This window comes from Tateyamaria sp. ANG-S1 (genome assembly GCF_000814025.1).
In the GTDB taxonomy this organism is placed as follows: Bacteria; Pseudomonadota; Alphaproteobacteria; order Rhodobacterales; family Rhodobacteraceae; genus Tateyamaria.
In genome coordinates, this window is record NZ_JWLL01000009.1 from 211,418 (window position 1) to 223,205 (window position 11,788).

Sequence of the window (11,788 nt, forward strand, 5' to 3'; positions counted from 1 at the left end):
TGTCGTCGGTCCGCCGCAAAGAGTCAAGCCGCGCTAGCTGTTCCGCTTGGCCCGCAGCTTGGCAAAATAGTCGACCCGCTTGCGCAATTCGCGTTCGAACCCGCGCTCGACCGGTTGGTAAAGCTCGGGCCGCTCCATCCCGTCGGGGAAGTAACTGGCCCCCGAAAACCCGTCTTCGGCATCGTGGTCATAGGCATAGTCCTTGCCATATCCCTGATCCTTCATCAGCGATGTTGGCGCGTTCAGGATGTGCTTGGGCGGCAGGTGCGACCCGGTCTGTTTCGCGGCCCTCCGCGCGCCTTTGTAGGCCACGTAGGTCGCGTTCGATTTCGGCGCGAGGGCAAGGTAGACAAGCGCCTGCGCCAGAGCCAACTCACCCTCGGGCGAGCCCAGCCGTTCATATGTTTCCCACGCCTGCAAGCACACCGCCTGCGCCTGCGGGTCAGCGAGGCCTATATCCTCAACCGACATGCGGGTGATACGGCGGGCGAGAAAGCGCGGATCTTCTCCGCCCTCCAGCATCCGAGCGAACCAGTACAGCGACGCATCCGGGTCCGACCCGCGCACCGATTTGTGCAGCGCCGAGATCAGGTTGTAATGCGCATCGCCCGACTTGTCGTATTGCGCCGCGCGGCGCATCAGGCGGGTGGCCAGCGCGTCCCTATCCAGCTTGCCCGCGACCGTCCAAGCGGTGACCTGTTCGATGAGATTGAGCAGCGCGCGCCCATCGCCGTCTGCCATTTCCAGCAGCGCCTCGCGGGCGGGGCCATCCAGCGGCAGGGCCTTGTCCAACTCCTGCTCCGCCCGTTGGGCCAGCAGTTCGAGGTCCTTGAGGTCCAGCCGTTCCAGCACCAGCACCTGCGCGCGGCTGAGCACAGCGGCGTTCAACTCGAAGCTGGGGTTCTCGGTCGTGGCCCCCACCAGCAGGATCGTCCCATCCTCCATATGCGGCAGGAACCCGTCCTGCTGCGCCTTGTTGAAGCGGTGGATTTCGTCCACGAACAGCAGCGTGCCCTGCCCGTTCTGACGCCGGATCTTGGCCGCCTCGAACACTTTCTTTAGGTCCGGGACACCTGTGAAAATCGCCGAGATCTGGACGAAATGCAGGTCTGTCTCATGCGCAAGCAGCTGGGCGATGGTCGTTTTGCCCACGCCGGGCGGCCCCCAGAAGATCAGCGACGACAGCGCGCCCGAGGACAGCATGACGGTGAGCGCTGCCTCCGGGCCAAGCACCTGGGCCTGTCCGATGACCTCCGACAGCCTTTGCGGGCGCAGCCGGTCTGCAAGAGGGCGCGGCCCGGTATCGGGTGCAGCGGGCACTGATCCAAAGAGATCGGTCACGTCAGAACCGCAACACGATGCGGCTGTTGCCGCGAATGGCGCGCACGGTTGTCCCGCGCCTCGCTTCGGACAGGATGGCCGCCGCCTGCGCGGGCGTATCCACATCCTGCCGGTCGATACGCTGCAGGACATCTCCGCTCCGCAGGCCGACGCGGCGGCCAATTGGCCCTTCGTCCAAAACCACGACCCCTTCGGCGGCAATGGGCAGGTTCAACTCCGCCAGCACCGCCGGGTTTATGCGCGCAAGCGTCAGCCCGGGCAGGCTGCTGTCCTCGGGCAGCACCGTCTCGTCCCGCGGCGGATCGTCGGGCGGCGGGATCAGGGCGACGTTCAGGTCGTCCTCTTCCCCACCGCGCAGGCGGGTCATAGTGGCGCTGTTCTGATCGCTGGCGACGCTCATGCGGAACAGCATCTCACCCGGGCTGCCGACCGGCGCGCCATCGACGGAGAGAACCACATCGCCCACTTCGAAACCAGCATCCGCCAGAGGGCTCGCAGGATGCAATCCCGCCAACATAATGCCACCGGGGCGGTCACGGCCCAGTGTCTCGGCCAGATCAATGTCTACTGCCTGGCCAGTCGCTCCGGCCCAGGGCCGTACAAACCGGTCGTTCCCATCGCGCGCCTGTTTGACAAACGCTGCGACCAGATCAGCCGGGATTGCAAAGCCGATCCCGTTCGAGCCACCCGAGCGGCTCAGGATACGAGTGTTGATGCCCAGCAGATCGCCGCGCATGTCCACCAGTGCCCCACCCGAATTGCCAGGATTGATCGGCGCATCGGTTTGAATGAAGTAGCCCGCTCCACGCCCGTTGGAGCCGCCCGACCGGGCAAGCCCCGACACGATACCAGACGACACGGTCTGCCCCACACCGAAGGGGTTGCCGATGGCAAGGGTCAACTCGCCGACCTCAACCGTCTCACTGTCGCGCAGGGCTAGGAAAGGCAGATCATCCACGTCATCGATTTTGAGGATGGCCAGATCACTCTCCTGATCACCCAGAAGCACCCGCGCGTCATATTCACGCCCATCATTCAGTACGATCCGGATGTCGGTCGCCTGCCCCACCACATGATAGTTGGACACGACAATCCCATCGTCACTCAGGATTACGCCAGAGCCGAGGGAGTTCTGCACCCGCGGCTGTGGCTGACCAAACCCTTCAAACAGACGCTCAAAGAACGGATCGTCCATGAACGGCGTCCGCGCGCGGGCCTGCGTGACGAAGCGGACATAGATGTTCACTACCGCCGGAGCCGTCTCGCGCACAAGGGGCGCAAAGCTGAGCGTAATCTCGGACTGGCTTTGCGGCACGCGCGTCTCGGCACTGGCCACAAAGGGAAGACAGCAGAGAAGGAGGGGGATCAGAAACTTCATTGTTCCAAAAATATGCAAATCCAGTACGGGCAATACAAGCGCAGCGGCCCATCAAAACAAAAAGCCCCCGCCGCGGGGCGAGGGCTTCTGATCAGGCATCACATCCTGATTTATTCTTCGGCCGCATCCTCAGAAGCAACGCGGGCCTTGTCAGCGGCACCCTTGGCGTCGCGGTCGCGGTCTACGAATTCGATGATGGCCATCGGCGCCATGTCACCATAGCGGAAGCCAGCCTTCAGAACGCGGACGTAACCGCCCTGGCGGTCCTTGTAGCGCGGACCCAGAACGTCGAACAACTTGGCGACATACTGGTCTTCTTTCAGCTTGGCCGCGGCCTGACGGCGAGCGTGCAGGTCTCCGCGCTTGGCCAGCGTGATCATCTTTTCGATGATCGGGCGGAGTTCCTTGGCCTTGGGCAGGGTTGTCTTGATTTGCTCATGTTCGATGAGCGAGCCAGCCATGTTTGCGAACAGAGCCTTGCGGTGCTCATGTGTCCGGTTCAGGCGGCGGTAACCACGTGCGTGACGCATTTTCTTTTCTCCTTTGTGCCCTCTACGGGCTGTTTTGCTTTGTCTGGCCCGCGATGCGTGTCACGGACTCTCCTTGGGGTCTTGGACCCAGGGCAGGTGCGCAGTGAATGCGCACCCTACGGTTCTTATCGGTCGGATGGACCGTAGGGTGTGCCCTATGGGCGCACCATGGCTTAGAAGTTATCTTCGAACTTCTTGGCCAGATCTTCGATGTTGTCCGGCGGCCAGTCCTCGACATCCATGCCAAGGTGCAGGCCCATGCCCGACAGCACTTCCTTGATCTCGTTCAGCGACTTGCGGCCGAAGTTCGGCGTGCGCAGCATCTCTGCCTCGGTCTTCTGGATCAGATCGCCAATGTAGACGATGTTGTCGTTCTTCAGGCAGTTGGCCGAACGGACCGACAGTTCCAACTCGTCCACTTTCTTCAGTAGAAGCGGGTTGAACTCGAGACCATCGTCGTCGTCCTGACGCGAGGCGCTTTCCGGCTCGTCGAAGTTGACGAAGATGCCCAGCTGGTCCTGCAGGATGCGCGCGGCAAAGGCCACAGCATCGTCAGGGCTGATGGAGCCATCGGTTTCGACCTTCATGGTCAGCTTGTCATAGTCCAACACCTGGCCCTCGCGGGTGGGCTGCACGTCATAGCTGACCTTCTTGACGGGCGAATAGATCGCGTCGATCGGGATCAGACCGATGGGCGCGTCTTCCGGCTTGTTCTTGTCTGCCGACACATAGCCCTTTCCGGTGTTGACCGTCAGTTCCATGTAGACGTCGGCACCATCGTCGAGGTGGCAGATGACCAGATCGCGGTTCAGGATCTCAATCCCAGCGCTTTCGGAAATGTCACCAGCGGTCACAACGCCCGGCCCCTTGGCAGAGATCGACAGGCGCTTGGGGCCTTCGACTTCCATGCGCAAGGACACCTGCTTGAGGTTCAGGATGATGTCGGTGACGTCTTCGCGGACACCGGCCACGCTTGAGAATTCGTGCAGCACGTTGTCGATCTGCACGGATGTGATGGCGGCACCTTGCAGCGACGACATCAGCACGCGGCGCAGCGCGTTGCCCATGGTCAGGCCAAAGCCGCGCTCCAGCGGTTCGGCAACAACAGTGGCCTGTCGCGCGGGTTCGTTGCCCGGCTTGACGTCAAGCTGCTGCGGCTTGATCAGTTCGGCCCAATTCTTGTGGATCATGCGTCCCTCCATTCCTGTCTGCGTGCCATGTCCAAACGCGCAAACTCCCGAGGTTTCAAAAAGCGGTTTGGGGCCATGCGAAACGCAGGCCCCAAAGAGTGTTCAGATGTCGCTTAGACGCGGCGGCGCTTGGGCGGACGGCAGCCATTGTGGGCAATCGGCGTCACGTCGCGGATCGACGTGATGTTGAAGCCAACGGCGGCCAGGGCGCGCAGTGCGCTTTCACGGCCCGAACCGGGGCCCTGCACTTCGACTTCCAGCGTCTTCACACCGTGGTCCTGCGCCTTGCGGCCCGCATCTTCGGCAGCCATCTGGGCGGCGTAAGGCGTGGATTTCCGCGAGCCCTTGAAGCCCATGGTGCCAGCCGACGACCAGCTGATCGCGTTGCCTTGCACGTCCGAGATCAGGATCTTGGTGTTGTTGAACGAAGAGTTCACATGCGCCACACCAGCGGCGATGTTCTTGGAGACCTTTTTCTTGCCCCCACGGCGGGTATCACGTGCCATTGGTGCGCCTCCTTATTTCTTCTTGCCGGCAATGGCCTTTGCGGGGCCTTTGCGGGTGCGAGCGTTGGTGCTTGTGCGCTGACCGCGGACAGGCAGGTTGCGACGGTGGCGCAGGCCACGGTAGCAGCCCAGGTCCATCAGGCGCTTGATGTTCATCTGCGTGTCACGACGCAGGTCACCCTCGACGGTGTAGTTCTCGTCGATGTGCTCGCGGATTTTCAGAACTTCTGCATCGCTCAGTTCGTTCACGCGGCGCGTCAGGTCGATGCCGACAGCTTCGCAGATGTTCTGAGCGGAGGTGTTGCCGATACCCGTGATGTAAGTCAGGGCGATCGGAACACGTTTGGCGGTGGGGATGTTGACCCCTGCAATACGTGCCACGTAAGGCTTCCTTTCGTTGCGAACCCGTAGTTCCGGGTCCTTTTTTCACAACATAAGGCCCAAGGATTTTGCCCCCGGGCCTGCCGCTGATCAGGTGATCCGACCGGACGCGTTCCGGTCTTTGATTCTCGTTATAGATGGCGTGAGATAGGCGTTGATTAAGGGTGCGTCAACCCCTGCCATCAAGCGCTCATCAGCCTGTTTGATCATGGAGGCGGTCGTACAAGCTTTCGGCAACCGAGCAGGCCTTTAGAATCTGCAGGAGTAGTTTGGCAATTTTATCTTTTTGCTTCGGCGTCGGATCATTGAAGTGACCAAATCCAACGTTGATCCCACTCCGCAACCCTTCGATCTCGCCAAGAAGTTCCGCGAACGCCGGTCCAATTTCGGACGTAAAGTCTTCCGGCCTTAGCGGGTCGAGCTCTAGCGATACGTCAACCAGCCTATCGCGATACTTACCTTTACTTCTGAGAAGAAAATAGCACGCTTGGCTTACTCGTTCCTGTAAACTGTCGTCGGCTCCCACCGTGAGTTCATCTCTGTATGAACCTTTCGTTTTCACAGTGTTTGCCCTTTTCGACCGGCTTACTTACTCAGCCAAGAACACCCGCAATCGCCGCCTTCACATCCGCGATCTCGCCCAGCCCATCGACCTTCGTCAGCTGCCCCTTGGCATAGTAGTACCCAATCAGCGGAGACGTCTTCTTGTAGTACTCCATCAGGCGCACTTTCATCGACTCGGCGTTGTCATCCGCACGTACGGGCTGGCCTGCGGCAGCAGCCTCGGCGGCGCGGCCAACGATGCGGTCCACCAGAACCTCGTCATTGACCTCAAGTTCGATCACGGCATCGAGGGTCTCGCCCTTCTCCGCCAGCAGATCCGCCAGCGCATCCGCCTGCGCCAGCGTGCGTGGGAAGCCGTCAAAGATGAAGCCGTTCGCCTTGACCGTCTCAAGCTGTTCGCGGATCAGGCCGATGACAATCTCGTCGGTCACAAGCCCACCGCGGTCCATGACGTCAGCCACTATCCGGCCCATCTCGGTGCCCGACGCTTTGGCCGCGCGCAGCATATCGCCCGTGCTCAACTGCACCATGCCGCGCTCTTCCACCAGAAAACGCGCCTGCGTTCCCTTTCCCGCGCCCGGCGGGCCCAAGAGAATAATGTTCATCAGCTGTCCCCTCCCTGTGCCGCCTTAGCGGCGCACAGGGCTCCGTTTGCGGCGGGTCTTGTTGCCCTTACCGCGCAGTTGCGATTTCTCAATCAGACCTTCGTACTGGTGCGCCAGCAGATGGCTTTGAACCTGTTGGATCGTATCCATGGTCACCGACACCACGATCAGCACGGATGTGCCGCCGAAATAGAACGGGATGGCAAACTCACCACGCAGGATTTCCGGCAGCAGACAGACCAGCGCCAGATAGGCAGAGCCCAGAACCAGCACACGGTTGACCACGTATTCCAGATATTCGGCGGTGCGCTTGCCCGGACGGATACCGGGAACAAAGCCGTTCTGGTTCTTGAGGTTCTCCGCCACGTCATCCGGTTTGAAGCTGACGTTGAACGTGTAGAAGTAAGCAAAGAACACGATCATCGCCGCAAAGAACAGCAGATACAGCGGCTGACCGGGGCCGAAGTTGGCAAGCAGCCACGACATGATCGGGCTCGTCGAGCCCCCCGAGAAGGTCGAGATGGTCACCGGCAACAGCAAGAGCGACGATGCAAAGATCGCGGGGATCACACCAGCGGGGTTCACCTTGACCGGCAGGTCGGACTTGCCGCCGTCATAGACTTTCATGCCGACCTGACGGCGCGGATACTGGATGTGGATCTTGCGCAGCGCGCGTTCCATGAACACGACAAATGTGATGGTGACGATGACCATCACGATCACACCGACGATGATCGCAGGGCTCAACGCGCCCGAGCGGCCCGAGGCAAAGAATTGCGCCAGTGCTGCAGGCACCTCGGCAATGATGCCGACAAAGATGATCAGCGAAATACCGTTGCCGATGCCGCGTGCGGTGATCTGCTCACCCAGCCACATCAGGAACATGGTGCCGCCGACCAACGTGATGAGGCATGAAATGCGGAAGAACATGCCCGGATCGGTCACCAGATCGCCGGATTCCAGCGACACGGCCAGACCGTAAGCCTGCAAGGTGGCCAGCGCCACTGTGCCGTAGCGGGTGTACTGGTTGATCTTCTTGCGCCCCTGCTCGCCCTCTTTCTTGAGCTGTTCAAGCTTGGGCACCATCGAGGTCAGAAGCTGCACGATGATCGAGGCCGAGATGTAGGGCATGATACCCAGGGCAAAGATGCCCATCCGCCCCAGCGCGCCACCGGTGAACATCGACACCATACCGCCGATCCCCTGACCCGCGGTTTCCATGAACTCGCGGAGGGCAGCGCCGTCAATGCCGGGCACCGGGATAAAGGTGCCAAGGCGGTAGACGATCAGCAGACCGAGGGTAAAAAGGATGCGGTTGCGCAGGTCGGTGGCCTTGCCCAGAGCGCTCCAGCTCGTGTTGGCGGCCATATTCTCGACGGCAGATACCATGCGGGTGTGTTCCTTTATGGCGAAACGCCGCCCTGCACGGTTTCCCGGCGGGCGGCGTAGGAAAGACTAGAGACTATGTAAGCCGCAAATTTGCAGCTCACAAGGCGTCAAACTGGCTTACTCGGCGGCCGCCGCGGTGGTCGTCAGCGACCCGCCCGCTTTTTCAACGGCTTCCACAGCGGACTTCGACGCACCAGTCACCGAAAGTTCAACTTTCGTGGTGATCTCACCCTTGGCCAGAACGCGGACACCGTCCAGCTTGCGGCGCACGAGGCCGGATGCGATCAGCGCATCCTCGTCAATAGCTGCTTTGGCGTCCAGCTTGCCCGCATCGATGAACTTCTGGATCAGGCCCAGGTTCACAACGGCGAAAGCCTTGCGGTTCGGCTTGTTAAAGCCACGCTTGGGCAGACGTTGGTAAAGCGGCATCTGGCCGCCTTCGTAGCCGTTGATGGCCACACCCGAACGGGACTTCTGACCTTTGATACCACGGCCACCCATCTTGCCCTTGCCAGAGCCGGGACCGCGGCCAACGCGGGTGCGTTTCTTGGTTGCGCCAGGATTGTCGCGCAGTTCGTTCAGTTTCATATCGCTTCTCCTTGCCGGATGTGCCCCACGAAGCGTGAACAGGACAACCACGGCGTTTCTTGGTTTTGATTCTCGCGGCGCAGTGCGCCACCGGGCGCGTATAGACGGGCCAATCGGTTCAGGCAACCCTCAGACATGCGCAACAGGGCACCACACAAAACAAAAGTCGCGCCCCAAAAGGGACGCGACCCATCACCAGTTAACACACAATTCTATGCCTGCTTGCGACGCATCCGGGCTCCAGCAGCACCCAGGCCAAGTGCACCCAGCAACAGGAACCCTGTTGCGGGCAGCGGAATGGGTGTCGGCGTGAAACTCAGACCGGCAACCGTAAAGTCGTCGTTGCGCCCGATCGCACCGATCCCGAAGGACAGGCCGATATTCTCACCATTGGGCGAAATGCCGGCCAGATCGAACGATGTGGTCGGGACATCCTGAAAGCTCACGATGCGCGAGAACGAACTGCCCACGACGGAGCCAAAGGCAAAGTCATCGTTACCGTCCACATTCCCGAACAGGATCGAATCCAGCGTCACCTCGCGGCTGAAGCTGAACACAAGAACATCATTGCCGAAGAACCCGTCAATCTGATCGCTGTCAAAAAATGGCGCATCCGCACCAAGCCCGTCATTGTCCTGATCGACGAGGCGGGTGTTGAAGTTGATATTGCCCGGGTTTGGATTTCTGGGAAACGTGCCCGCCGTAACGGTCAACGTCAGATTGCCAAAGTCAAACATCAACTGGTTGGCCGGAGCCGGATCTGACCCGGTGAAATCCACGCTCAATGCACTCGCAGCACTTCCCATAGCCGCAATTGCAAAGGCTGCGCCTGCCAAAGTATTCCGAATAATCCGCATGAAACTATACCCTTCCACACTATCCACACCAAACATTCACAAGTCATATTCGGTCGAATCGTCTGGAAGTACAGGGTTTACTTAATCGTTCGTTAATCATTCTACCCGCAGTGGATTCACTTCAACCAACGCGAGCGAATTGGTTCAATTCTATCGTCAATCCTTTCACTTTTTTGGCATTGGCCACGATGCAAATCAATAAAGCAGGCCGCCGCGTCACATATGGAATCGACCGGCATGCACAATTCGCCAGGGTATGGAAAACCGGACTGCCCCGCCGCCAATGAAAAAGCTACGCCTACGCACGGCGGATGTGGTCCGCATATTTTTTGATGACGCTTTTGCCCGGCTGGGCGAACTTGATTTTGGAGAAATCCATTGTTTGACGCCATTACCCAAGGCGGCGACCCCCTGCGCCTTTTCGGCATCGCCTCGGCCGTCCTCAGCATCTATGCCTTCTACCCCTACGCCCGCGATGTGGTGCGTGGCCGAACACAGCCGCAACGGGCATGCTGGCTGATCTGGTCGGTCCTCGGCAGCATCGCCCTTGTCTCCCAGATCGTCGAAGGCGCAACCGAGTCGCTCTGGTTTGCGGCCATTCAGGTCGGCTGGACCGTCGTGATCTTCGGCCTGGCCATCTGGCGCGGTCAGGGCCGGTTCCTGAACCCGGGTGACGAGTCGATCCTCGCCGCCGCCGCCATCGGTCTGGGCCTTTGGGCCACGACGGACAGCGCGGCCTATGCGCTCTTCATCACCATCTCGATCTCCATGCTGGGTGGTGCAGCAACCATCGCCAAAGCCTACCGCGCGCCGGGGACCGAGACGATGTCGACATGGGTCATCTCATGGGCGGCGTCGGCCTGTGCGATCTGCGCGGTCGGCAGCCTCGACCGGGTGCTGCTGGCCTACCCGCTCTACCTTCTGTGCCTCTACACCGGGATCATCCTCGCCATGGCCATGGGCCGCAATCGCGGACGTCAGGTGGTATTTTCGACCACAAGGCGAACCGCCGGGGACCTCATGTAGAAAAAGCGCGGGCCAGCGCAAGATATAGCTGTTCTTGGGCAGATTTCGGGTATACTCGCAGCCCAATACAGACCCGAATGGGCACAAACGCACACCGAAACAGGCCACCACACACAACCGGAGCCCCCCTTGCTGCACGCCATTGCACAGCATCCTGATGTCGCATACCGCGCCGGGCTCGCCTCGGCCCTGCTCAGCATCTATGCGTTCTGGCCCTACATTCGCGACATCCTGACAAACCGCACACGACCCGAACGAGCCTCATGGCTGATCTGGGCGCTACTCAGCGCTGTGTCCTTGCTCAGTCAGGTCTATGAAGGCGCCGACAGGTCGCTCGGCTTCGCCGCGATCCAGACCGCGGGCACCGTCATCATCTGCGCCCTGACCTTCTGGAAAACGACCGGCCTGAAGTTCCAGACCGAGGACAGCCAGGTTCTGACGGCAACCGCCGTCGGCATCTGGCTCTGGGCCGAGATGGAAAGTGCCGCCTATGCCCTCTTCGTCACCATCACCATGTCGATGATGGGCGGGCTTCTGACGATGAAAAAGGCGTTCCTCGACCCGCAATCTGAAACGTGGGCCACATGGGCCGCATTCTTCGTCTCTGCCCTGTTGGCCGTCGTGGCCGTCGGGCGCGCGGACTGGCTGCTGCTGGCCTACCCGCTCTATGTCATGGCGCTGTCTGGTGGGATCATGGCCTGTATGGCCGCAGGGCGGCTCGTGCAAAAGCGGCGCCCGGTCGCAGAAGAGCCCGAGCATCGCCAGCAGCTGACCCTGTCGGTCATGTCGTTTCAACGGGCGGGTTCACCCAGCGCGTCGGAGTGAACGGCTGCGTGACCGCGCGTTCCAGCACCTCCAGCCGGTCCTGCCCATAAAACACCTCCCCCTCCAGCACATAGGTCGGTGAGCCAAACACACTGGCCGCCAACGCGGCCTGTGCGTTCGCCTCATACTGCACCGCCACATCAGGCGCACTGGCCGCAGCAAAGAGCGCATCCGCATCATGCCCCAACCGGGCCACGAGCGCGCGCAACGTGAACGCATCCGACAAGTCCGCATCGTCCCGCCAGTGCGCCTCCAGAATGGCATGCGCCAGTGCATCGATATCCGGCCCCCGATCCCCAAGAGCGAGGATTAAGTGGCTGGCCAGCGTATAATCCGCATCGTGATGCGTCGGGCGGAACGACACGACCGGCACGTCCCGCAGCTCCGCCCACCGCTCGATCTCCCGGCCAAAGAAATAGTCCACATGCGCCTGCGTCCGCTGCCGAAACGGCAGACTGCCCTGCGCTTCGACCACCGGCGACAGGGGAATGGGGCGATGCACCAGCGTCAGCCCGTGCGCGGCACAAATCTGCATCACACGTTTTGAACCAAGATAAGCAAAGGCGGAATGCGCGGAATAGTAATAGGTCAATTCGGTCATGATCCAC

At 60.7% G+C, this 11,788-nt stretch carries 14 protein-coding genes; 2 read left to right on the plus strand and 12 right to left on the minus strand.

All coding sequences use genetic code 11. The features are described from left to right. Positions 1 to 33: 33 nt before the first annotated feature. From RA29_RS18070 to RA29_RS18120, 11 genes are all read right to left on the minus strand, one after another. Complete coding sequence (locus RA29_RS18070; RefSeq protein WP_039688568.1) at positions 34 to 1,341, minus strand: replication-associated recombination protein A; 1,308 nt, start codon at positions 1,339 to 1,341, stop codon at positions 34 to 36. A 1-nt stretch (position 1,342) separates the two neighbouring features. Next, positions 1,343 to 2,719: a trypsin-like peptidase domain-containing protein gene (locus RA29_RS18075; protein ID WP_039688570.1), complete on the minus strand. Its 1,377-nt coding sequence runs from the start codon at positions 2,717 to 2,719 to the stop codon at positions 1,343 to 1,345. A 110-nt stretch (positions 2,720 to 2,829) separates the two neighbouring features. Then, positions 2,830 to 3,249, minus strand: a complete 420-nt coding sequence (gene rplQ / locus RA29_RS18080; RefSeq protein ID WP_039688572.1) for a 50S ribosomal protein L17 — start codon at positions 3,247 to 3,249, stop codon at positions 2,830 to 2,832. A 173-nt stretch (positions 3,250 to 3,422) separates the two neighbouring features. Further along, entirely contained in the window at positions 3,423 to 4,439 is a 1,017-nt protein-coding gene (locus RA29_RS18085; RefSeq protein ID WP_039688716.1) for a DNA-directed RNA polymerase subunit alpha, read from the minus strand. 113 nt (positions 4,440 to 4,552) lie between these two features. After that, positions 4,553 to 4,945: a 30S ribosomal protein S11 gene (rpsK, locus tag RA29_RS18090; RefSeq protein ID WP_039688573.1), complete on the minus strand. Its 393-nt coding sequence runs from the start codon at positions 4,943 to 4,945 to the stop codon at positions 4,553 to 4,555. Positions 4,946 to 4,957: 12 nt separating this feature from the next. Then, positions 4,958 to 5,326, minus strand: coding sequence for a 30S ribosomal protein S13 (gene rpsM / locus RA29_RS18095; protein WP_039688576.1), 369 nt, complete (start codon positions 5,324 to 5,326; stop codon positions 4,958 to 4,960). Between the two features lie 193 nt (positions 5,327 to 5,519). Then, positions 5,520 to 5,888: a hypothetical protein gene (locus RA29_RS18100; RefSeq protein WP_152613076.1), complete on the minus strand. Its 369-nt coding sequence runs from the start codon at positions 5,886 to 5,888 to the stop codon at positions 5,520 to 5,522. A 31-nt stretch (positions 5,889 to 5,919) separates the two neighbouring features. Continuing rightward, the gene (locus RA29_RS18105; RefSeq protein WP_039688580.1) at positions 5,920 to 6,495 is read right to left on the minus strand and encodes an adenylate kinase; all 576 of its coding nucleotides are present in this window, start codon (positions 6,493 to 6,495) and stop codon (positions 5,920 to 5,922) included. A gap of 24 nt (positions 6,496 to 6,519) precedes the next feature. Continuing rightward, positions 6,520 to 7,884 (minus strand): preprotein translocase subunit SecY, encoded by a 1,365-nt coding sequence (secY, locus tag RA29_RS18110; protein WP_039688581.1) that lies wholly within the window; start codon positions 7,882 to 7,884, stop codon positions 6,520 to 6,522. Positions 7,885 to 8,001: 117 nt separating this feature from the next. Further along, positions 8,002 to 8,472, minus strand: a complete 471-nt coding sequence (gene rplO, locus RA29_RS18115; RefSeq protein ID WP_039688584.1) for a 50S ribosomal protein L15 — start codon at positions 8,470 to 8,472, stop codon at positions 8,002 to 8,004. A 212-nt stretch (positions 8,473 to 8,684) separates the two neighbouring features. Beyond that, a complete protein-coding gene (locus tag RA29_RS18120; RefSeq protein WP_152613077.1) occupies positions 8,685 to 9,329 on the minus strand; it encodes a hypothetical protein in 645 nt (214 codons plus the stop codon). 378 nt (positions 9,330 to 9,707) lie between these two features. Here RA29_RS18120 and RA29_RS18125 point away from each other — a divergent pair, with 378 nt between their 5' ends. Both RA29_RS18125 and RA29_RS18130 read left to right on the plus strand, forming a co-directional pair. Continuing rightward, the gene (locus RA29_RS18125) at positions 9,708 to 10,355 is read left to right on the plus strand and encodes a hypothetical protein (protein ID WP_039688587.1); all 648 of its coding nucleotides are present in this window, start codon (positions 9,708 to 9,710) and stop codon (positions 10,353 to 10,355) included. Positions 10,356 to 10,484: 129 nt separating this feature from the next. Then, a complete protein-coding gene (locus RA29_RS18130; protein ID WP_039688589.1) occupies positions 10,485 to 11,180 on the plus strand; it encodes a hypothetical protein in 696 nt (231 codons plus the stop codon). Here RA29_RS18130 and RA29_RS18135 read toward each other — a convergent pair. Continuing rightward, entirely contained in the window at positions 11,137 to 11,781 is a 645-nt protein-coding gene (locus RA29_RS18135; RefSeq protein WP_039688590.1) for a DsbA family protein, read from the minus strand. The genes RA29_RS18130 and RA29_RS18135 overlap by 44 nt on opposite strands. Between the last annotated feature and the right edge of the window lie 7 nt (positions 11,782 to 11,788).

Bases quoted from the DNA above. Each gene is read 5' to 3' on its own strand.
- rplQ (WP_039688572.1), bottom strand. From the start codon at position 3,249: ATGCGTCACGCACGTGGTTACCGCCGCCTGAACCGGACACATGAGCAC.
- RA29_RS18120 (WP_152613077.1), bottom strand. From the start codon at position 9,329: ATGCGGATTATTCGGAATACTTTGGCAGGCGCAGCCTTTGCAATTGCG.
- secY (WP_039688581.1), bottom strand. From the start codon at position 7,884: ATGGTATCTGCCGTCGAGAATATGGCCGCCAACACGAGCTGGAGCGCT.
- rplO (WP_039688584.1), bottom strand. From the start codon at position 8,472: ATGAAACTGAACGAACTGCGCGACAATCCTGGCGCAACCAAGAAACGC.
- RA29_RS18105 (WP_039688580.1), bottom strand. From the start codon at position 6,495: ATGAACATTATTCTCTTGGGCCCGCCGGGCGCGGGAAAGGGAACGCAG.
- RA29_RS18135 (WP_039688590.1), bottom strand. From the start codon at position 11,781: ATGACCGAATTGACCTATTACTATTCCGCGCATTCCGCCTTTGCTTAT.
- RA29_RS18075 (WP_039688570.1), bottom strand. From the start codon at position 2,719: ATGAAGTTTCTGATCCCCCTCCTTCTCTGCTGTCTTCCCTTTGTGGCC.
- RA29_RS18085 (WP_039688716.1), bottom strand. From the start codon at position 4,439: ATGATCCACAAGAATTGGGCCGAACTGATCAAGCCGCAGCAGCTTGAC.
- rpsK (WP_039688573.1), bottom strand. From the start codon at position 4,945: ATGGCACGTGATACCCGCCGTGGGGGCAAGAAAAAGGTCTCCAAGAAC.